Here is a 19,656-nt window from a genome sequence, read left to right on the forward strand (position 1 = left end):
CCGGTAACAGCCCGCCGCTAGACTAAGATCGGATTTCACTTTTCTTTTGACCTATTGAAGGTCCTGTCATTCCTGACTCCTCCAAGTTGATTTTCACCACCACTTCTACCTTCGCTTGTTGAAAATGCTGCGGCCACTCCTTCTTCAATTCCTTCCACTGCTGGGGATGCTGACGGTGCACGGCTACTCCAAATCCGAGAATATCAGTTCCATGCGCTTGTATTTCTTTTATTACACGCTTAACCTCAGTTGAGGTTTGATTATTCATGTATTCCTTCACCATTGTGATATTTTTCGTCTGGAATAAATCCAGATGTGTGTTGTTCTCTCTCAGAACGCCTTTAGCGCCAAGAACAACTCGAATACGAATATTATCATTCTCATCCGCTGAGGTTTGAATTTTGGTTGATAAATGATTGATTTCCACCACGATATTCCCCTCTTCAGAAGGAATTTTCACAGTGCGAATTGCACCGTCAAGCTCTCCTTTGACCCATTGCACAATCATGCCTTTCTTCAAGGTCAAGTAGTTGACCAGCTTAGTTTCTTTATTAAAAACTGCCGTTCCCCACAGTTTCAACTTCGAATTTGAATCAAATTGCGCGGTAATAACGGGCAGAACCGGACAGCTTTCCTCACTTGCATTCGCCATTAAGAACTTCAGTAAAGTTAAGTCAGGAGTTGTACCTGCTGCCTCATGAATTCTAAAGAAAGCGTTGGCTGGCACCTGCTCCAATGGATACGATAAGGATAATAGCTCCGCAGCCGTACTTCCCTTAACAATAAGGATATCCGTACGCAGGCGAACAATGGGATTGCGGCTGTATTCATCAATAATGTTGGACAGCCCTTTTTTCGCTAGTTTGTCGCCAATAAGGATGACACGCCGATGACCGGCAAACCAGGCCCGGGATACTTTCGTTTGAAGATCTTTAGCTGCCTCATAGACACTATTCCCGCTTCCCGTAATGGTGAATGAAGATTTCCCAGCCGCAGTTTCACTATCCCCTAATTCTCGCGGTATAGGAAATTGTGCGGATGCCAAATAACTCCCATCATCCTTCAAGTCCATTCCCCAAGCAAAAATAAGCGCTTGATTGTTCAGCTCCCTGCGATCCCAGCATCCCGTAATGAGTAATACTAGAATAATAAGAGTCATCCAACGCCAGCCCAATTTAATTTGACTCATCCTTTCTCTGTATGCTCTGGCCGCGCATAACGGATACGATCCATAACAACAGCGGAATACCTATAACATTGATTGGTATAACATACGGAATCCACATTTGCTGGACATATTCTTTTATTGGTGCCGTCGCGTTTTGGGGCAGAAGCGCAAGCACTAGAGTAATTGGCGCCATCAGCCAAATTAACATTCTCCAGTTTTTAATGTTGAGCCATTGGGCAGTGCCATACACGGCTATAAATAGAAATAACGATAATTTGATAAAGGCGGAGAACAGCCAAATAATAACGAACAGAATATCAACATTCTGGATAAATCCAAGTACAGATATAAAACGGGTCATCCCAAAAAAAGGCGCCCACATACGTGCAGGTAAAATAGGTCCAAATGTCATAATAACCATCATAGAAGCTACCACAACTAGCACAGCTGTAAGAGCCATTCCCCACATCGTTATCGATAATGCTTGCTTCGAATTAGACATAAAGGCAAAAATCATCGTGAACATAATAATGTCACCATAGAATGCAACGCCAGAAATCGATCCCTTCATGATGTGCTTCCATCCGCTATCTATGAATACAGGCGTCAAATGATGCCAATCCAAATGGTTGCTGCTGAGCAGACACGTACCCAAAATAACGACTAAAATGATCGGCCCCATCAGCTCCCCGCAGCGAGCAATTCCAGCCAGTCCTCCCGCGGCAATCACATAGATGACAAGGATAAGCAGCGTAACCATAATGACGTACAACGGTGTTTTCGTAAACAAAGTTAAGTAGACAAAATCAGCTGAATTACGCAGCACCATACTATTCAAATAAACCCACATAACAAAATAAGGAATGATAACGATTTTGCCCGCCCATTTGCCCAAAATAGTCTGACTGTATTGTACAAATGTTTGCTGAGGATATCTCATGCTCAACCTGACAATGAGGAATACAATTCCTAACCCCATTAGTCCGGCAAGCAGCATGGAAATCCATGCATCTTGGTTAGCTTCTATCGCTGCGGCAGATACCGCATACAGCATGGTCAGCACGATCTCAATACTGAAGACGAGCCAAAACAACTGTTTTCCAGATATTTGCATCGCTAATGGTCTCCTCACTCTGACGTCATTGACACCTTGCGTTATTTTTGACTCTTTTTGTTTTTGGCGGGATCTTGCCCTGCTGGTGTTCGGATTATGTTCTCATCAACTAGAAAACCAGGCCTTTTATTCATCGTCCAACGAGGCATTCGAATGAAAATATCTTTCATATTGCTGGATAAGTTAGGTGCAACAGGTGCTAAGTAAGGAATCCCAAACGAGCTGAGATTGACTAAATGGATAATGAGTGCAATCACTCCAAAACCCACTCCGTAAATACCTAGACTGCCCGCCAGCAATAAAAGCGGAAAACGTAACAGCCGAAATGCTAAGCCTAGATTGTACCGGGGCAAAGAGAACGAGGCAATTCCGGTAAAAGCAACCACGATTACAGTAGGCGCGGATACGATCCCTGCACGTACTGCTGATTCTCCAAGCACCAGTCCCCCAACCATGCTTACTGCAGAGCCAACCGGCTTCGGCAGCCGTATTCCGGCTTCCCGCAATGCTTCGAAAATAACTTCCATCAAGAGCGTCTCGACTACAGTCGGAAAAGGAACATTTTCTCTGGCGGCCGCAATTGTTAGCAGCAGTGCCTCTGGAATAAGCTGAGGGTGAAAGGTTGAAGTCGCTACATAAAGAGACGGAAGGAGAAACGAAACGCTCAGCAGCAAAAAGCGAAGCAGTCGAATCCCGCTCGTGTAAATGAAATGTTCATAGTAATCTTCAGCTGCATGGATAGCAGTCCAGATCGTCATCGGAACGATGAGTACAAAAGGCGTGCCGTCCACCAAAATAGCAACTCGGCCTTCCAGCAGGCTGGCCAGAACAACATCGGGACGTTCCGTGTTCTGTACTAGAGGAAACGGAGAGTGCGGTGTATCCTCGATAAATTCCTCAATATAGCCCGAATCTAGTATGGCATCGGTATTTATGCGATGGATTCTTTTGCGTACCTCCTGCAATATACCCGGTTTGACAATCCCCTCAATATAAGCAATGGATATCTGGGTTTGTGACATCTCCCCTACTGTGGTCATTTCGAACTTGAGCTTCGAGCTGCGCATTCTGCGCCGTATTAGCGCCTTATTCGTAAAAATCGATTCCGTGAAGCCCTCTCTTGGACCTCGAACGACTGATTCCGTACCTGGTTCTCCAATCGAACGTTTCTCATAATCACTCATGTTGCCAAGCAGAGCTTCTGTTTCTCCCTCGGTAAGCAGAGCGATTTGTCCATTGAGAATCCCCTGTACGACAAGTGAGACATCGCTTACCAGTGCTGTTTGCTTGATTGCGAGCGCTTGCTGAGCAATTAACTCTTTAAAGTAGGAAGGCTTGTCGACTTCTGGATTATGCCCTGCCGTAAGCAGAGGCTTGAGGAGCATTTCCTCTAGTCCCTTTGTGTCAATCAAGCCATTCACATAAATCACCAGTGCATACATTCTGCCTTCGACATAGAGAGGACGATATACGACATCCGAGCAGTTACGAAAAATTTCTTTCAAATACGTTTCATTTTGGCACAGTGAGGGAGTTAGTTTCTGCTCTGGCAAAACGTCGTTCATATGGATGTTTTCTTTCTCCTGTGTCCGCGTCCATTTAAACTTATTAGCCATAAGCCCCCTCCCCCTGTTAGCTCAGCAAAATAACGCAAAGCACATTCCCAAATTTATTTTGTTAGCATAACCCATTTATGGAATTCCATTCTTCATGCAGAATCATTGCAAATAAAAAAAGGCCGCGATGGCGCGACCTTAACCGGATGAATATGAAGCCTTCAGACAGCATGAAACTGCTCCTATTAATCCGATGTATTCCTTTAGGTTTCCTGTTAAAACAGCTGATTCGGAAGAATCAGCTGCTTTTGGTTTTATTTTTTAATTAACGTGAAGTCATCAAATGCAGCCCAATTGCCTGCTGCGGCATTGGAGTGAACCCCAATCGTAATGGTGCCTGTCGTTACATTAATATTATCGATTACCAGCTCCACCCAAGTACCTGTCGAAGCTGTAGTCAGGTTCGTGCTGTAAGTCGTAGCTCCGCCATAATTGCTTGCTTCCATGCGAAGGGCGCTTTGACCGCCGCTGGAGCGGACCCATACCGATGCTTTATACGTACCGTTAGGCACCGATACAGCTTGAAAAGTAGTTTGCTGATACGCTGTTGCCGCGAAGTGCGTCAGCTTATAGGAACCTGTACGTGGTGTATCTGTATCTACACTTTGCGCAACAACAGCTTGGCCTGTAGGACGCCATTCACTCCAATTGCTCAAGCTCCCTGCTTCGAATCCCGGATTAAGCAGCAGATTCGACGTTGAAGAAGATGCCGTAAAGCTAATGCCGTTAAGGTTTAACACTCCTTTGTAAACGACGTAGACGTCCTGGGTCCCCCCTGCTCCGGTCAAGGCTGCGCTATTCGTTGCCCAAGTCTGCCAACCGCCAGTTCCGCCTACAGGCACCGTTCCGAGCAGCGCTCCTGTTGGGCTTCCTGTACGAATCTCAAGCGATGTAGACGTTGTATAACCGTTTGCAACTCGTGCGCTGACGCCTGTTACCCCATTTAAATCGACATTTTTGAACATAATCCAGCTTCCGTTGGATGCGTTGCCGATATCCAGGCCTCCGCCTGTATCACTAGTTGCTTCCGGTTTGATCGAGAATGCTTCATTATACGCTGAGGCTTTCAACCCGTAAGTATTAGGAATAACCGTTTGCGCCAAGGACTGCGTTCCGGACCATTTGAAGGTTACGGCAGATTTGCCAGGCAGCGTGTACGTAAAGGACTGGCCGCCCCATTTCACTTTAAAGGTATTGTTAGAAGCCGTTTCATTGTAAGCAACAAGTACTTTGCTGCCGTCCGGATTTTTCGCTGCAAGGTTATGAATGCCATTGGCATAGCCGGTCGAAGCGATGCGCACCGCACCTGGAACAATATATTTACTGAGGTGACCCATTGCATAATACGACGGTCCATAAGTTACTGCACCCGTGCCTTGGTTAATTGTAACCAGTCCTGTGCATGTAGTGCAGCCCCCATTTGTTGGACCATTAGCTGTATCTAGTGCCATATTCCATGCAATAAAGTTTTTGGACCAGTGGCGGAGCGTCTTCGTCAAGTTTTTCATATCCACATCAAACTGTCCTGTTGTTGTATCCGTCCAAGTACCGCCTGTACATTCTGTCTCATACGTGTCTTTTGACGGGAACAAATAATGCATGGTCGACATAATCGTTGCTTCGCCGCCATAGCAATGCCATGCGGTACCCGCAGTATAGGTTGCAGCAGCCGAATCGCTATAGTAAGCAGGAACAAAATCGATATCCCAGTTATGGTCAAAAGCGAAAATTTTGACGTTTTTGCCGCTGAGCGCCGGACCCAGATTATTTTTCACGAAATTGGCCTGTTCCTGCGGCGTCATATACATACCCGGATACCCCGTGGAAGCCCAGCGCGGCTCGTTATTAGGGGTCACGGCATAGATCGGTACGCCTTTGGCTGCATAGGCATCGATGAAGTTAACAAAGTAGGCAGCAAGATCACCATAATGTTCTAGCTTCAGGGTAGCCGTATCTCCGCCAAGCATGGAATTATTGTTTTTCATCCAGCCAGGCGGGCTCCATGGGCTCGCAACGATCTTCAGATTGCTGTTCAATGTCCGCGCCTGCTGCAGAAGAGGAATAATATCAATCTCGTCTTGCGCAATGGAAAATGGTGAAGCCGGCGTCGGTTTATAATTGTAATTGCCAACGTGAGAGAAATCAGAGGCTCCCATTGTCTGGCGAAGCCAGCTGATTCCGATCCCGCTTGTCGGACTGAACAGATTCGTCATCAGCGTATTCCGATTTGCAGCGGATAGTTTCTGATTCATCAGATAAGCGGAAGAGTCTGTAATGGAAGCCCCAAAGCCGTCAATCGTCTGAAACGTCGAATTCTCATCCACAAAGATTGTATTCGTACTCGAGGCTGTGTCCGCTGCAAATGTCAGATTGCTCTGGGGAGTCAGCTTTTCCGTTAATGATTCATTCGTGCGCCATACGCTTACCGTTTCTCCTGCAGCAGCTGCTATCTCCGGCTTTGCAAGCGATAATGAAGTCACCAGCAACGAGGTGACCAGTGCTGCCGCAGCCATACCTTTAAACAAATTAGCCATTTTATTGCCTCCTTTGTTTGTTCCTGCAAATGATTGAATAGCTCTTATGCTTACTTACTTGCCCGTCTTTTGCTTCCAGTCATCCAGCTGCTTCTGTACCTCTGCTACCACCTTCTCGATACCTGCTTTTTTGCGTTTCTCGATATATTCAGCCAGCTTCTGCTCGACCTCTGCTGCCCCCGTGTTCAACGGCGGTCCAAATTCGTCGTTGACGGCTTGAATATTGGCGATTTCCGTCTGCACCGGTTCCGGGTCAAAGGTAAAGCCCAGAATCGGGGAAGACTTCGCTTCATTGTTTTCCTTCAGCGTCTGCTCGCGTACCGCTGCATCCTGACCTTCCTGCATATCGGCAAGGAACGTATTGCCGAACACCCAAGTGATATTCGGGTTATAACTGCTGTTTTCATTCATCTTGATCATGTCATTCGAGATTCTGGTATAGTGCTTGCCTTCAATTCCGTAGCTCACCAGATTGAGCAGCTCTTTATCCGTATTAAGAAGGTTCAGAAACATAAGGGCGCGTTCCGGATTTTTCGACGTTTGGCTAATGGCCTGCATCGACTGAATAATTGTATTGGTTCCGACAAACGGCTCCGAAGTAGGAACGATGACAATATCCTGTCCGCCGGAGGCATTCTTCTCTTCGACTTCACGGCCCGGCTTCAGAACGTTATGGAAGGACACGGCGATCTGGCCCGCTTTCTTCCGGTCATCCAGCGCTTTAACCGTAGGCGCATCCTTATTAATCAGACCCTTGCTGTACCAGTCGTGCATCAGGGTCAAATACTCCTTATACTCCGGTGATTGAATTACGTCCATGACCTTGGACTGAGCGTCATCCCGATATAGACCCACAATGGCTTCATTCGAGATATATTCAATGTTGTTGTAGGTGGTCTTCATATTCTCGAAGTTGCCGGCGCGCGTTATGCCAAACGGAATGATGTCGGGCTCGTTCTCCTTGATTTTCACAAGGAATGGCTCGATATCCTTAATCGACTTGATTGCGCTTGGATCGAGGCCGTATTTGTCCTCGAAACGTTTCTGGATGAGGAAGCCCTCTTTGTTCGTAATCGTCTGGTAGTTAAGAATGCTGTAGATTTTACCATCCACCTTCAGCGCTTCCCATACCATATCCGGAAACAGCTTCTTCAGCTCTGGCGCATTCTTATCCAGCAGCGGTCCCAGCTCGACAAACGCGCCGCGCCGCGAATTCTGCGCATAATTGAACATCCAGAACGAGGTCCAAGCAATATCGAATTCCTCGTTGGCGGCAACCATCGTATTGAGCTTCTGCTCATAGCTTCCTCCGTCTGTCGGCATCAGCTTGATGGTAGCGTTAATTTTCTCCTTCGTGATTTTATTGATCGCATCCTCTACTTCCTTCGTACCGGGCTGCGTACTCCATTGCGGGTAATACCAGGTAAGCTGTACCGGATTAAGCTTTGAACTTTCTGATTCCGCTGCGGTCTGTGTACTGCTTGCCGGCTTGTTACTGCTTGCGGGAGTGCTCGCATTATTGCTGCATGCAGACAGCACTAGCATTAACCCAACCAAAAGCGCGAGCATACCTTTTCTGTTGTTGTACCCCATCTTTATTGATGACCTCCCTAACTATTTATGGAATACGGCTATGGACAAGCCATGGTCAAGTCCAAGCCGTGTGTTCCCGGGTGCTAGAAGCTGCTTACTCTTTAAGAGAACCGACAGTCAGCCCTTTGACAAAATAACGCTGGAAGAACGGGAAAATAAAAAGCATCGGTCCCGCTCCAAGAACCGCTAATGCCATTCTGGTTGTTAAGCTCGGAAATTTAGTTACATCAATACTGCCGCTAAGATGCTGTGAATTAACGGCATAGAATTCAATCGTACTCATAATCCGGTATAGGAGCAGCTGCAGCGGAACGAGACGATCCTGATCGATGAACAACAGCCCCAGCCACCAATCATTCCAATAGATAAAAGAGATGAACAAGCCAACCGTAGCAAGCGCCGGAGTGGACAGCGGCAATACGATCGTGAAGAAAGCACGATACTCGCTGGCCCCGTCTATCTTGGCCGATTCGATGACTTCCGCCGGCATCCGGTCAAGGAAGCCCTTCATGATCATGACGTAGAACGGATTAATCAAATACGGAATAATGAGCACCCACAGCGTATCCTTCAGATGCAAATATTTCACAACGAGAATATAGAAGGGCACAAGGCCGCTGTTAAACAGCATCGTGAATACGACAAATAAAGTTGTCGCCTTTCGATAGCGGTACTCCTTGCGGGACATGACATAGGCAATCATTGCTGTAAGCAGCAGACCAATTATTGTTCCGAGAACAGTAACCGCAATCGTTACGCTGTAGGCATTAAGCAGGATGCCGGGATTATTGAATACAGCTGCATATCCGTCAAGGCTGAACTGTTCAGGGATAAACCGGTATCCATGCTTGACCACGGAACCTTCCTCCGAGAAGGAAATAGATACAACCAGCAGCAAGGGATAGATCATGATGGCAGCCACGATCACCAGAACAGCATGGCTTAACAGGCGAGCGACATTTTTTCTCATAAGAACACCCCTACCACAATGCGTGATCCGAATTCGATTTCTTAATTATCGTATTGGCTGCAATGACAAGCACAAAGCCAACAAGCGATTGGTACAGACCTACAGCCGCCGACATTCCGACATCACCAACCGTCCTTAACGCACGGAACACATACGTATCGATAACATCCGTCGTCGAATAAAGGAAGCTGGAATTGTTCGGAATGAAATAGAACAGGCCAAAATCTGCCCGGAACATGCCTCCAATCGCCACGATAAGCAGTACGACAATTAATGGCGTCAGTAATGGCAATGTAATTTTGCGGATCATCTGCAGCCGGTTCGCTCCGTCAATTTTCGCCGCCTCATAATAGCTAGGGTCTATACCGATCATTCCGGCATAATAGACAAGCGTAGAGAAGCCTAACGTCTTCCATAGATTAACGGCGTTCAGAATATACGGCCAGCGGCCAGGCTCCTGATACCAGTTGACCGGTGCTTGCCCGAACAGCTTCCATACATGATCCAGCAGCCCCCGGTCCTGCTCAAGGAAAGCCAGCACGATATAGCCGACAACTACCCATGACAAGAAATAAGGAAGGAATAACGCACTTTGGTAGAACTTCACCGCTTTGCCGCTCATCTCATTCAGAAGCAAGGCCAATAGTAACGCGCACACTAATGTAATCAGAATAAAACCGCTGTTGTACATCACGGTATTACGGGTAACTCTCCACGCATTATCGGAGACAAAGAAGAAACGGAAATTATCGAGGCCGTTCCATTCGCTACCGAAAATTCCCTTGTCAAACCGGAATTTCTTAAACGCAACAATGAGTCCAATCAAGGGCAAGTAGCTGAAAATCAGCTTAAACAGCAGCGCCGGCAGGCTCAGAATAAAGAGATCCCTATTCCTGCGGAAATATCTTTTGCGATTCGGCTTGCTGGGCTTGCTGAGTATGATCGCTTCGTTTTTCATGTTTTACATTCACCTCCCCTTGCTGCCGTTTTTGGAATCCGCAGCTGTCATAGGCCCATTTAAGCAGACGGGAAGGCTATTCTTCTACTGAACATATTGCACTTTTCTCTATTTTGGCTTGCACTATCCGCATATTTCTCCTATCTCTTGCGAGGGGAAAAAGAAGCCCTGAATTCTCGCGTTTCTATTGAGATTCAGGGCTTCCAGACCGTTATTTATCAGGCGCTATGACTTTGCGGAGCCTGTAGTTTTTCGGTGAAGTACCGTATTTGCTCTTAAATAATTTGAAGAAATAGCTTTGCGAGCGGTAGCCCGCCTGCTCCATCACTTCATTAATCGTTATATCCTTCGTCTCAAGCAGCTCGAGCGCTCGCTCCAGACGGAAATCATTCAGGTATTCGGTAACGGTCATACCCGTGCTTTGCTTGAACTGCCTGCCGATATAAGCGGAAGACATCTTAAGCAGTTGAGCCATCCCATTGAGGCTGAAGTCCGGGTCCATACTGTTCTCTGCTATCATATCCTTCATCGTCCGGGCAAGAATGTCGGCCTTTTCCGTCTCTGCCGGATTGTCCTGCTCGGACAGCTGCAACGCAAGGGACTGGAACAAAGCCTTGATCTCCTCCGCCGTTTCCTGTTTAAGCACTTCCTGGTGGAAAGCCCGGATGTCGATCTCGAGAGGCCGAAGCCTGTGTTCGTTCATTTCACTGATCGTCTTCGTCACGGTCACCGTCATATGCATAACAGCGTTCATAAACTGCGTGTAGGTGAGCATTGAAGCGTATGCGAAATAGGAGTCAAAATCTTTAGCCAGCTCCGTGCTGTTCCCCATGCGGAGATGCTCGGTCATAAGCTTTTCAATATGAGTGGCCTCATGCAAATCCTCGTGTCGTTCCTCCGCCTTCACCAAATCCGCTGTAATAAGGACAGAGCTGCCCAGCAGCATCCGGTATTGCATGAACTGCTGCGCTTCAAGGTATGCCTCGGCTATTTCCGTGCAACTCTCAAATGGACGGGCGAGCGACACCGTCGTAGACAACTTATAATAACTCTGAATGACAGCTTGCATCTCATTGATTGCCGCTTTAATCGGTTCCATTGCATTCCTTGACAGAGAGACAATAAAAACAAACTGATTATCCCCCATCTCAATCCATGCCGGCTTACCATGCCGGGACAGCAGCTCATCGGTGATGTTGCCCAGTGCAAACCGGTAGATTCGCTGTTCCTCCGTGCTAGCCTGAAGCATAGATTGCTCGAATTGATCAATTTTGCAAATTCCGATGAGAAACTGCCCTTCTGCATCCAGCGGGAGCTCATATTCCTCAAGCAGCTGTCTGAAACTCTCTTCCGTTAGCCCGGAGCCTCTGCTCAATATACTGCGGATGTGGAAATCCTCGATAATTTTCCGGTTTCGGACATGATGCCGTTCCGCGCTGTTCGCCTTATCAGCCATAGAGGCGTAGCTGGCTGCAAGATAAGACCATTCATCCTTTTGCTGGCCGGATTTCGCTTCTGGAGGAAGTACTCCCCGCACCTGCCTCACCATCGTATCAACCGGGCGGTAAAGCCTTGTTGAAATAATAAGAGCAATAATCGCTGACAGCAGTAAAAATAAAGCGGTTACAACAATGAGCATGTTGCGGACTCCATACAGCTCGCGGAACGCATAATCATAGGACTGGATGCTGATCGCCTTCCAGTTGTATTTGCCAAGCGGCATGACGGTCACGATTGACTTGTTGTCCCCCCGGCCATAAGTGAACGTCTCAAACTCCGCTTCGCTTTTCTGAATCCGGTTCGTAATACGATCAGGCAGAAAATCCGCCAGCCGGTTATCGTTGGAATAAAGCGAGCCATTGCCGTCCATCAGCAGCACCGAGCTGCTTTTGTCATAAGCCAGATCGTTAATGACTTTTATGTTGTTAAAAATCCATTCCGGCTTTACATTCAGAATCAGCTTGCTCTGCTCCGTCTGATTGGCCTTATCGTCATACATCATATAGGAGAAGAAATCGACAGCTGCCTGCGAATCTCCCGTAATCTTCATCGGGACAAGACGCATTTTCTGCAAATTAGATTTATTGCCCAGCTGCATCTCAAACCGCTCGATCTCGCCGTGCAGATTATCTTGGAATTTGCGGTTAGTCGACAGGTAGGTATCGGTATAGCGATTGTACAGAATAATAGAGTACAGATAAGTAGAGGAATCGGCTACTTTGTCCAGCTTCGCCAGCTTAATGGCAATATCCTCATAGCTGAAAGTCTTGCTATATAAAATCGGGATGACCTCATTGTCAAAGTAAAGGGACATCATTAAATTTTTCAGAATTTCATCCATGTACTCTACGTTATACTTGACTTGCGCGAGTACTTTGCGGTTCGCCTCGGTCTGGATACGGAGCGTCGAACTCTTCATATTCCAATATAAAGTAGAGGCAAATATACATAAAATAGCGACAATAAAAGCAATCAGAGACCACAAGATACGCTGCAAATATTTGCGGGAACGAAATGAAATCAACATCTTACAATTCCTCCTGGCAGTCTGAAGTCATCGCTTTCTAAAGCATAGAGGGCTATCCCTGGCAGGGAACAGCCCTTGAAGAATTACCTTATGCAGTTCATTCGATTATTGCTGCGAAAAGCGGTAAGTCGCAACGCTTTTGGCTGGAACATAGGCCTCAAACTGCTTGCCCTCGCATACGACACGTATGGGCTGCTCCTCCAGTGTCTGATTAATAACAACTATGATAACATGACCATCCGGGTTCAAGAACGCCACATTCGTTACCGTATCGGGAGAGCCATAATTACTCTCAATTCTCCAAGCCCCTCTTTGAATATATCGGGCAAATTGGGCCGTCATATAAGTTTCCGGCGTCATCCAATATTCATCCGGACGGTCTGCATGCTGCACCAGCAGCGTTGGATCTGGAATACCTACCCACTGATGCTTGCCAATCCGGCTGTCGAGCATGGTCACCCATGCGTTATAGCTAGAAGCCCAGTTGCGAAAATATTGCGCAATCCGGTCGGCTGCGGCCACTCCCCAGATCGACCTCTCCGTCATATGAATCGTCTGATCGGGATAAGCTGCTTTAAGCTCAGTCATGACAGAAGGCTCGCCTTCATAATCATGAAAGGCTATGCCGTCCGAGGCGGAACGCCCTTCCTTATCATTAAGAATCGGACAGGCGTACATCCAGGCATCCTGAAAGTTATGATCAAAGATCCAGATCTTTGTGTCCAGCTGATGCTCGTCCAGCTCTTTTCGGAGTGCGATAATAAGCTCTCTCTCCTGTTCCGGGCTCATATAGCAGCTTGGATAATCGATCTCCAGCAGGGGCTCGTTCTGTACTGTAATCGCATAAAGCTCAATCCCCTGCTCCTTATAAGCCTGAATAGCTTTACGGTAATAAATAGCCAATGCGTCGGTATATGCCTTCCCTTCCTTCAGCTCTCCCCGCCACAAATTGCCCGAGGTCTTCATCCAGGCCGGAGGTGACCAGGAGGAAGCGTAAAAATTGCAGATCCGGTTTAACGGCCAGCATTCGCTGGACCGTCGGAATAATCCCAAACTCTATATCCTTGTGGATCGAGAACCGCTCCATCGCAAAATCCGTTTCTCCCTCTTCCAGATCGTTATAGCTATAGAAGGTTTGCGCGGTAAAATCCGAGGTACCCAGCGCCAATCGTATAAACGAAAAACCCGCGCCGTGTATCGGATCAAGCAAAAAGGAAATGAGCTCCTCTTGCTTCACGGGAGACATTCTTGCCAGGTTATGTACCGTACTTTCCTCCATAGAGGAGCCTACCCCAAGCATCTCCTGATACTTCATTTCCGGGAAAACTGTAATGGTTGTCCGGTTCTCCGGACGCGGAGCATGTGTCCATAGAGGAGGCCTTGCTTCGCCTCTATACTCAATTTCCTTAGATTCGTAAAACCAGCTGCGATCTCTCGGCTCCAGCTCAGAGCTCCACCATACCTCGACTTTAGTTGCTGTCATCATAATCTCCTTTTACCCTGATCAATGGATGGGTTCTGTTTTCTCTCCCCAGCATGACAGCATGGAGGTGTCCGGGCTACTGCTCAAATTGTACATTTCTCTACTTTAGCACTTCACTATATAGTAAAAAGTGATCTAGAGGAGGTGGAAATATTGAAATCGATTTCATTCAGTTGTATCAAGTACTTTTCGTTTATTTTACCCGATACCGGATAGGTAAAGGAAGAGATTTCTTATCCTTGATTCTGACATGAATGGTGTAAAGAAACGGCAGCCGATCTAGCTGCCGTCTGAAGCTTCTTATAAGGTTAATTTATTAATGCAGCAGGTTGAGCTGTCGCTTCATCGGCCGACATGGTTATCTTTTACATAGGTTGTTTGGTTGGACGAATAATAATTTCATTTACTGAGGTATCATGGGGCTGTTCGATAGCGTACGCAATTGCCTTCGCTATACTATCTGAAGAAATACTCATACTACGAATCATATCGGTCATGTCCAAAACTTCCCGACTGGTAACAGTATTCAATAATTCCGTCTCCACTATTCCTGGAGAAATGATGGTCGAGCGTATACCCGATACCGATGATTCCTCCAGACGCAGCCCCTCTGCAATAGCCCGTACTGCAAATTTAGTCGCACTATAGACAGTTGTAGTTGGACTAACAACATAGCCTGCAGTCGAAGAAATATTTATGATATGACCTGACTTTTGTTCTCTCATGCTTGGAAGAACCGAGGCAATGGCATAAAGTACACCTTTAATGTTTACATCAATCATCTGTTCCCATTCCTTGACTCGGAGCTCGTTCAACCGGGAATTTGGCATGATTCCAGCGTTATTTACAAGAACATCAACCTTGCCAAAGTTTTCGATCGTGAACCGTGCGAGATTATTCATATCCTCAAACGATGTTACGTCCGCCTGGAAGGAAAGTGCTTCTCCCCCAACAGCACGAATTTGGTTTACGACTTGCTGCAATCGATCCGCTCTTCTCGCGGCTAGTACGACTTTCGCCCCTTGATTAGCTAATAGCTTAGCTGCAGCTTCACCGATTCCACTAGAGGCGCCAGTAATGATAACAACTTTTGATTCCATATGACTCATGAAAATCCCCTCCTCTTTTAGCTTTAATCGACTACATTAAATAGGTTGAATGGTTGGACGGATAATGACTTCATTTACTGAAGTATCCGCCGGTTGATTGATTGCATAGGCGATTGCATTAGCGATTCTATCTGGTGAAATACTCATACTGCGAACAATGTCATTAGTTTGTGCTACATCGGGGCTAGTAATGGTGCCTAAAATTTCTGTATCGACAATACCGGGCGCAATGATGGTAGAGCGAATTCCCGATACAGGTGATTCTTCTTGACGCAAGCCCTCAGCAATCGCTCGAACGGCAAACTTAGTTGCACTGTACACAGCCGAAGTTGGACTAACAATATGGCCCATTACCGAAGAAACATTAATGACATGCCCAGATTGCTGCTCCCTCATAATTGGCAGGACGCCGGCAATGGCATACAGCACGCCTTTAATATTTACATCAATCATTTGATCCCAGTCACTGACTCGAAGTTCATTTAATTGTGATACTGGCATAACTCCAGCATTATTGATCAGAACATCCACCTTGCCATATTTTTGATTTGCAAATTGGGCAAGATTATTCATATCCTCAGACGAAGTTACATCAGCTTGGAAAGAGAGCGCTTCTCCCCCCGCAGCATGAATTTCATTAACTACTTGCTGTAATCGCTCCGCCCGTCTCGCTGCCAATACTACTTTTGCACCATGACTTGCTAATAGCTTAGCAGTAGCTTCGCCTATTCCGCTCGAAGCACCCGTAATGATAACAACTTTAGATTTAATATTTTCCATCGATAAACACTCCTTATAATATTTTTTCGCAACACACGTTGATTAATTGTCTTGCGTTGATTATTATTTTATTGAGTTTTAAAATATATACAATCGTTAATAGCAGCCGGTTTATTGCTTAATCAACAACTAGCATCATATTGTCTATAACTTGAACGGAGGAATAGCACTCATGGAGAACAAACGAATAGACCGTCGCACCATAAAAACAAGAACGGCTATTAATAAAGCATTTCTTGAGCTTTTTTATAAGAAAGATCTAGAACTGATTACCATAAATGAAATTGCGGATTTAGCCGATCTCAACCGGGCAACCATTTACTTGCATTACAATGATAAATACGACTTGCTGGACAAATTAATTGAGGGGCACCTCAATAAACTCATCTCATTCTGTGATACAGACGGACAGACACCTCTGAGAAGTGAGTTCTTACTCATCTTTGAATATATAGCGGAACAATTCCTCTTTTTTTCCGCGATGCTTAACACTTCACGGGCTACCGTCTTTAGAAGCCGCCTGATGAAGTTTATATTCGATAACATGAAGAGCAAGCTCGAGGATGGCGGATCTGATACGTGGATAGACAATGAATTACGCGCTCAGTTTATTGCTTCAGCTTTTATCGGGATGTTGGAATGGTGGGTCCAGCATCAAATGCCACATCCGCCTGAATATATGGCAGAACAGTTATGCCGGTTGTTTGAAAAAAATGAGGTGTACGCTTAATTAGCAGAAAAAAGCCGCGGGACGCTGACTCAGCATCTCACGGCTTAGTAGTTATGATTATTGTATTTGGCCTGTTCTTCTGATGATAGCTTCTAGCGCTTCTTCCAGCGACTGCCGACCGCTCACGACTTCAGTTCCTTCCTGCTCGAAATCAATCCAGCCAGAATTGAAACCATCAAGCATTTCCAGCCGCCCCTGTACATTCTCTGCAATCCCGCCTTGACGAATAAAAATATCCGGCCAATCTTCCCGTTTCACAACCTTCGCCTCTACAGGACGATTCAATAATTTGGATAGCGCAGAAGCAATATCGTTTGGTGAATATGGGCGTGGTCCCTGCAGTTCCAAAAACCGCGTGCCTTCCCATTGCTGCTTAAGCGTTGCCGCTGCAATTGATCCGATATCGCTAGTAGAAATCATTGGAATTGCCCGGTCAAGCGGTGCCAGGAAGGATTGAATTTCACCATATTTACGAGCAGGCTCAATATCCCATGCCGAATTATCCATAAACCATGCCGCTCTTAAAAAAGCTGACGGAATTGCGACCCGCTTAAGCTCCTCTTCCACTATATGAAGGGAATAAATGATTCCAGTTCCTTCATCATGCTGTCCTCCTACTGAAGATAAAGCGACAAACCGAGATGGCTTTGCACCTGTCAAAGCTAATCGTATAGCTTCTACATAAGCACGGGTATCACTAAAGTTTTTATCGGGATAAAAAGAAGGCGGGTTCATGACGAATACAGCCTCTGAACCGGCAAAAGCGGCTTCAAGTGCTGCAGCATCGCGGTAATCTGCAATGACTGCTTCTGCGCCCAGATTAATCCACTCTTGCGCTTTCTGCTGATTTCGCAGCACTACTTTCACCGGCAGCCCTTCTTTTAATAGCTGCCTGGCGGTTGCTCCTCCAACTTGTCCTGTTGCACCCATCACTGTATACATGCACTTCAACTCCTTGTTCGAATTGAAACCATCATACCAGAATAGATTACATGTTACAACTTATATTTTTTGTAACTTGAATGTTCCGGTTTGTATTTATCAATGCTAAAAAGCCGACCCACATGGAGTGGACCGGCTTGGATACTTGGTTTAAAAAATTGATTATTTCTTAACGGAGCTATCATGCAGACCGTATAGCAATGTCTGCCAGACAGCTTCAAATCTGCTTTCTGCATCGGGTTTTTCCCATTCTGAGGAAAAGGCAGCATGATGAAATCGTGTAGTCGCCATAAAAACACCAATTGCTGCTTGTCTGGCATCCTGACATTTGAACGTCCCCACAGCAACGCCCTCTTCAATTATGAGTTGCAGCTGCTCTAATAATTGCTCCATATGCATCTCAAGCAAATCTGGATTTTCTCCAACTAATCTTGCGTACATTGCAAATAACTCCGGATCTTTGCGAGACCGTTCGAGCTTGAACATGCGTAACGCATTTAACCAATTATATAATTTAGAATCTATTGAATTAGCTTCCTTAGCTGCTTGCGCTAGCGGCTCAAAAACGCCACTCAGCCATCTGTCAACTACGGCTTTTTGCAGCATCGCCTTATTCTCAAAATGCCGATATAGCGCGGCGTGACTCACCCCAATAGCTCGTGCAATATCCGACATATTCGTTTTTGCCAGACCGTACTTCCTCAAGACAGTTTCAGCAGTATCCAAAATTAATTCTTTCGTTAATGTTTCTTCAGCCATTTTGTCATTCCTTCCTTGTGCTCATGATAGCAAAAGAAGGATTCGTTTACAACTTACGTTATTTGAAATCATTCACTGCCCTTCATAATTTTCACCATGCTCTTGCCTGTTGCCACAATTGACTCTTCTGCCGAACGAGGCCTCCAGCCTAGTATACGTTTGGCCTTTTGGTTGCTCGTTGACATATCTAGTCCCAAGAGTGATGCAATCATTCTTAATTTTGGATTGAAAATCGCCAGCACACGAACAAGAATATTAGGAAATTCTCCCTTTGGCACGTTTTTAGCATCTTCCCCTAAATGTTTCTTCAAAATTTTTGCAACCTCTAACATCGAAATATTCTCTGAGCTGGAGGCTATAAAACGCTCTCCCTTTGCTTCAGGACGAAGCATGGCCAAAATATGCAAATCCGCAACATCTCGGACATCCACATAATCCGAATAAATTTTTGGGACATACTTTAGCTTGCCTTCTAACATTTGGCGGACACTGTCATTGGAATGAGAATAATCATTGCCTAGTATCGGCCCCATCACCCCAACGGGATTTACTGCGGCAAGTTCTAAGCCTTTGCCTTCTTTACGGATAAATTCCCAAGCCGCTTTTTCAGCGATCGTTTTAGATTTTTGATAAGGATGAATTTTTGCATCGATATTAGACCAATCTTTCTCGGTAAAAGGTCCTTTATGATTCTGATGCCCCACACCAATTGCTCCGAAAGCAGAAGTTAGAACAACACGTTTGACACCTGCATCACGTGCTGCCCTCAACACCCGTAAAACACCTTCACGTGCTGGTTGAATCATTTCATTCTCATCTTTATAAATTTTGTTAGGTGTTGGAGAAGCTACATGTATGACATACTCCGCCCCTGTAACAGCCTCGCCCCAATTCGTATCCGAAGATAAATCGGTTTGAATAAATGACAGACCTTCAAAATTGGTTACTCCGCCTGACCGTAACATGGCTATTACTTCCTCTTGTCTGCTCATTGTACGAAGTGTTGCCCGCACTCGATACGCTTTCTGAAGCAGCTTCAAAATAATATGAACGGCTATAAATCCTGAACCTCCAGTTACAAGCACTAAAGGGTTATTGTTTTCTGACATTGGAAATGCTCCTTTCAGCTGATCTTACATCTGCAGCCAAGCTTTATCTTGAACTGTGTATTTGTTGAAGAAATGCTTAACCCAATTATCTGCTAAAAAGAGAAGTTATATGAGCCTGATCCTGCATAAAAGTTGCCTAAAACTGCACACTGCGCTATTTATATTTGTGTTCATCTGCGATAAACGTATAATTTAGCGTGTACTGTATCAACGTAAATGCAGAGCCTTTTAAGTCAGAAGCATTTGCACTCGCATGTTGAGAAG

Annotated in this window: 16 protein-coding genes; 1 reads left to right on the top strand and 15 read right to left on the bottom strand. The window is 45.9% G+C overall.

From position 1 onward, the window contains the following. Positions 1-22: 22 nt before the first annotated feature. The 12 genes from TY10_RS08285 to TY10_RS08335 form a co-directional block, all read right to left on the bottom strand. The gene (locus TY10_RS08285; RefSeq protein WP_081735164.1) at positions 23-1,189 is read right to left on the bottom strand and encodes a Ger(x)C family spore germination protein; all 1,167 of its coding nucleotides are present in this window, start codon (positions 1,187-1,189) and stop codon (positions 23-25) included. After that, a complete protein-coding gene (locus TY10_RS08290; RefSeq protein ID WP_042162481.1) occupies positions 1,176-2,282 on the bottom strand; it encodes a GerAB/ArcD/ProY family transporter in 1,107 nt (368 codons plus the stop codon). The genes TY10_RS08285 and TY10_RS08290 overlap by 14 nt, the downstream gene beginning before the upstream one ends. A 41-nt stretch (positions 2,283-2,323) precedes the next feature. Further along, positions 2,324-3,898 (bottom strand): spore germination protein, encoded by a 1,575-nt coding sequence (locus TY10_RS08295; RefSeq protein WP_042162482.1) that lies wholly within the window; start codon positions 3,896-3,898, stop codon positions 2,324-2,326. A gap of 254 nt (positions 3,899-4,152) precedes the next feature. Continuing rightward, entirely contained in the window at positions 4,153-6,432 is a 2,280-nt protein-coding gene (locus TY10_RS08300) for a carbohydrate-binding protein (protein ID WP_052350438.1), read from the bottom strand. 54 nt (positions 6,433-6,486) lie between these two features. Further along, positions 6,487-8,025, bottom strand: coding sequence for an ABC transporter substrate-binding protein (locus TY10_RS08305; RefSeq protein ID WP_042162484.1), 1,539 nt, complete (start codon positions 8,023-8,025; stop codon positions 6,487-6,489). 94 nt (positions 8,026-8,119) lie between these two features. Further along, entirely contained in the window at positions 8,120-8,995 is an 876-nt protein-coding gene (locus TY10_RS08310) for a carbohydrate ABC transporter permease (RefSeq protein ID WP_042162485.1), read from the bottom strand. Positions 8,996-9,005: 10 nt separating this feature from the next. Continuing rightward, complete coding sequence (locus TY10_RS08315) at positions 9,006-9,953, bottom strand: ABC transporter permease (protein ID WP_042162487.1); 948 nt, start codon at positions 9,951-9,953, stop codon at positions 9,006-9,008. A 211-nt stretch (positions 9,954-10,164) separates the two neighbouring features. Beyond that, the gene (locus tag TY10_RS08320) at positions 10,165-12,480 is read right to left on the bottom strand and encodes a helix-turn-helix domain-containing protein (RefSeq protein ID WP_042162488.1); all 2,316 of its coding nucleotides are present in this window, start codon (positions 12,478-12,480) and stop codon (positions 10,165-10,167) included. A gap of 105 nt (positions 12,481-12,585) precedes the next feature. Then, entirely contained in the window at positions 12,586-13,446 is an 861-nt protein-coding gene (locus TY10_RS31405; RefSeq protein WP_238327511.1) for a glycoside hydrolase family 30 protein, read from the bottom strand. Beyond that, the gene (locus TY10_RS31410; protein ID WP_238327512.1) at positions 13,364-13,966 is read right to left on the bottom strand and encodes a glycoside hydrolase; all 603 of its coding nucleotides are present in this window, start codon (positions 13,964-13,966) and stop codon (positions 13,364-13,366) included. Before TY10_RS31410 ends, TY10_RS31405 begins: the two co-directional genes overlap by 83 nt. Positions 13,967-14,328: 362 nt before the next feature. Beyond that, positions 14,329-15,072: an SDR family oxidoreductase gene (locus tag TY10_RS08330; protein ID WP_042162490.1), complete on the bottom strand. Its 744-nt coding sequence runs from the start codon at positions 15,070-15,072 to the stop codon at positions 14,329-14,331. Between the two features lie 36 nt (positions 15,073-15,108). Further along, positions 15,109-15,852 carry an SDR family oxidoreductase gene (locus TY10_RS08335; protein WP_042162492.1) on the bottom strand — a complete coding sequence of 248 codons (744 nt, stop codon included), beginning with the start codon at positions 15,850-15,852 and terminating at the stop codon, positions 15,109-15,111. 172 nt (positions 15,853-16,024) lie between these two features. Between TY10_RS08335 and TY10_RS08340 the strand changes: the two genes are divergently transcribed. Then, on the top strand, positions 16,025-16,582 hold the full coding sequence (locus tag TY10_RS08340; RefSeq protein ID WP_052350441.1) for a TetR/AcrR family transcriptional regulator: 558 nt from the start codon (positions 16,025-16,027) through the stop codon (positions 16,580-16,582). A gap of 57 nt (positions 16,583-16,639) precedes the next feature. Here the strand turns inward: TY10_RS08340 and TY10_RS08345 are convergent, their stop codons facing one another. From TY10_RS08345 to TY10_RS08355, 3 genes are all read right to left on the bottom strand, one after another. Beyond that, positions 16,640-17,524, bottom strand: coding sequence for an NmrA family NAD(P)-binding protein (locus TY10_RS08345; RefSeq protein ID WP_042162494.1), 885 nt, complete (start codon positions 17,522-17,524; stop codon positions 16,640-16,642). 162 nt (positions 17,525-17,686) lie between these two features. After that, positions 17,687-18,283, bottom strand: coding sequence for a TetR/AcrR family transcriptional regulator (locus TY10_RS08350; RefSeq protein ID WP_042162495.1), 597 nt, complete (start codon positions 18,281-18,283; stop codon positions 17,687-17,689). 68 nt (positions 18,284-18,351) lie between these two features. Continuing rightward, positions 18,352-19,392, bottom strand: a complete 1,041-nt coding sequence (locus TY10_RS08355) for an SDR family oxidoreductase (protein ID WP_042162497.1) — start codon at positions 19,390-19,392, stop codon at positions 18,352-18,354. Positions 19,393-19,656 lie beyond the last annotated feature (264 nt).

Source organism: Paenibacillus gorillae (assembly GCF_000513275.1).
GTDB classification, from domain to species: Bacteria; Bacillota; Bacilli; order Paenibacillales; family Paenibacillaceae; genus Pristimantibacillus; species Pristimantibacillus gorillae.

Coding starts and splice junctions, on each gene's coding strand:
- TY10_RS08355 (WP_042162497.1), bottom strand. CDS start 19,392: ATGTCAGAAAACAATAACCCTTTAGTGCTTGTAACTGGAGGTTCAGGA.
- TY10_RS08285 (WP_081735164.1), bottom strand. CDS start 1,189: ATGAGTCAAATTAAATTGGGCTGGCGTTGGATGACTCTTATTATTCTA.
- TY10_RS08350 (WP_042162495.1), bottom strand. CDS start 18,283: ATGGCTGAAGAAACATTAACGAAAGAATTAATTTTGGATACTGCTGAA.
- TY10_RS08315 (WP_042162487.1), bottom strand. CDS start 9,953: ATGAAAAACGAAGCGATCATACTCAGCAAGCCCAGCAAGCCGAATCGC.
- TY10_RS08300 (WP_052350438.1), bottom strand. CDS start 6,432: ATGGCTAATTTGTTTAAAGGTATGGCTGCGGCAGCACTGGTCACCTCG.
- TY10_RS08310 (WP_042162485.1), bottom strand. CDS start 8,995: ATGAGAAAAAATGTCGCTCGCCTGTTAAGCCATGCTGTTCTGGTGATC.
- TY10_RS08335 (WP_042162492.1), bottom strand. CDS start 15,852: ATGGAAAATATTAAATCTAAAGTTGTTATCATTACGGGTGCTTCGAGC.
- TY10_RS08345 (WP_042162494.1), bottom strand. CDS start 17,524: ATGTATACAGTGATGGGTGCAACAGGACAAGTTGGAGGAGCAACCGCC.
- TY10_RS08330 (WP_042162490.1), bottom strand. CDS start 15,072: ATGAGTCATATGGAATCAAAAGTTGTTATCATTACTGGCGCCTCTAGT.
- TY10_RS08290 (WP_042162481.1), bottom strand. CDS start 2,282: ATGCAAATATCTGGAAAACAGTTGTTTTGGCTCGTCTTCAGTATTGAG.
- TY10_RS31410 (WP_238327512.1), bottom strand. CDS start 13,966: ATGATGACAGCAACTAAAGTCGAGGTATGGTGGAGCTCTGAGCTGGAG.
- TY10_RS08305 (WP_042162484.1), bottom strand. CDS start 8,025: ATGGGGTACAACAACAGAAAAGGTATGCTCGCGCTTTTGGTTGGGTTA.
- TY10_RS08295 (WP_042162482.1), bottom strand. CDS start 3,898: ATGGCTAATAAGTTTAAATGGACGCGGACACAGGAGAAAGAAAACATC.
- TY10_RS31405 (WP_238327511.1), bottom strand. CDS start 13,446: ATGAAGACCTCGGGCAATTTGTGGCGGGGAGAGCTGAAGGAAGGGAAG.
- TY10_RS08340 (WP_052350441.1), top strand. CDS start 16,025: ATGGAGAACAAACGAATAGACCGTCGCACCATAAAAACAAGAACGGCT.
- TY10_RS08320 (WP_042162488.1), bottom strand. CDS start 12,480: ATGTTGATTTCATTTCGTTCCCGCAAATATTTGCAGCGTATCTTGTGG.